Below are 1,617 nucleotides of genomic sequence, written 5' to 3'. Positions count from 1 at the left end.
CTTTACAAGGTGATTAAGTACACAAGACAGGTTTAAAGGCGCTGTTATTCGCTCACCCAAAAGAGCTTATGCTCATTTTCATTTTCCGTTTTAGAGGGTAACCGTTCACCTTTTTTTAGGCTTACTTCTTCATCGGTCAAGTTACATTGCCACACACCCTCTACAGGCGCGGCTTCGTTAGGAAACGCAATATAATGCTTAGGCGTTGACATGGGAAAAAGCGAAGTATAACCCTGAGAACGAGCATGAGCCACGAGGTCTTTAGGGTAATAAAGCATATGCGAATAGCCGCTATCGTCTAAGTCATACAACAAAGTCACTAAGGCCGCTTCAAACGCCCAATACCCCACAAAGACAGATTTCTTGTGAGTGTTATACCAATAGCAGTCTTTCATCCCCTTGTACCAACCACGCAGGTATTGAGTAAGGCTTTCTTGACGCTCTTCTTTTGTTGGGCTAACGCCATCGCCTTTTATGGCATCGTACAGGTGTTGATACACTTTAGGAAAACCAAGATGCTCCAAACGAGGCAAGCCAATATAACCCAAGCGAGCCAGTAGAATACTCAATAAAGGATCGTCATTATCCTGAGGGTTTTTACCCAACATACGCACAATGGTTTGTAGAGCATCTGGCTTTCCCGATAACACCGCAAAGCTCATTGATCTAAGTAAAAACTGGAATGAGTCAGGCTCCCAGTAAAAAAAGGATTTGTGTGGAAATTGTGTTTTATGACGTTCCAATTCATCTAGCGCATTATGCATAAGGGATTCACAACTTACTAAATCGTTACCTGCGGAATATTCAAGAGTGGCCTGCTCGAACTTGTGACGTGTAACACTCCAACTCACCCTGGAACGATGAATAAGCTCACGACCTAAGTCATTTATGATTTCATAGTCTTCAGTGATGTCCTCTTGGAAAAAAGCATTTTTTTTCTGGTATATTTCAGGTTTAAGTAATGGTTCTCGTCTATTTTGGTCAAACACTATTTCATCAGTTATCATAAAATTACCTTTCTAATACTTTTTGCGGCTTCATCTAACTCTGTAATGTTAACCACTTCACCTGAGCTGTCTACGATCATCAGCCACCTATCATAGCCACTGCGAACAATGCGCCTTGAAAGACTATCATTATCTAATGCGGTCTCTAAGCGAGGCTCAATCCAATCATCACTCATTTGCTTAGCTCCGGGTAAACCTGGAGAGCCTTTGGTGGTGCTCAAAGCGGAACTTTTTGCCACACCATCACTGTCTATAAATTTACCCGAATCTGTTTTGTATTTAGTTTCTGTTACAACATAAGGTGGTGGCCCAGAACCTTCCGGTTTTTTATAAATGCCATCAAGGCCACGACCTCTTGGTGTATCCGTCATTTTTCTAAGCTGTCGATCTGTGGGCAACAGATTTTCAAAGCCTTTGTTGATCATCAAATTATCACTAATGATCTCACCAAATATTCCTTTTTGAGCATTGGTTGCTTTAATAATCCTTGGCTGAATCTTAATAACACTGTCATCAATCTGATGCACTACCTTACCATCTGGCAGGGCTTTGTAGGCATCATCCAATTCATCCGCTTGGTGTTTAATTTCATCTGCGGATTTCTTTAGCG

General features: G+C 41.6%; 1 protein-coding gene and 1 pseudogene. Both read right to left on the bottom strand.

What is annotated here, in order from left to right; genetic code table 11:
- Positions 1-44: 44 nt before the first annotated feature.
- Positions 45-1,007, bottom strand: a complete 963-nt coding sequence (locus DK187_RS20660) for a PoNe immunity protein domain-containing protein (RefSeq protein WP_111609186.1) — start codon at positions 1,005-1,007, stop codon at positions 45-47.
- Positions 1,004-1,617: pseudogene (locus DK187_RS20655) on the bottom strand (hypothetical protein); the annotation flags it as partial. The pseudogene DK187_RS20655 and the gene DK187_RS20660, both read right to left, overlap by 4 nt.

It is taken from the genome of Marinomonas arctica, assembly GCF_003259225.1.
Classification (GTDB): domain Bacteria; phylum Pseudomonadota; class Gammaproteobacteria; order Pseudomonadales; family Marinomonadaceae; genus Marinomonas; species Marinomonas arctica.
Note: the sequence above shows the minus strand (reverse complement) of the source record. Positions and strands in the feature narration are given on the sequence as shown.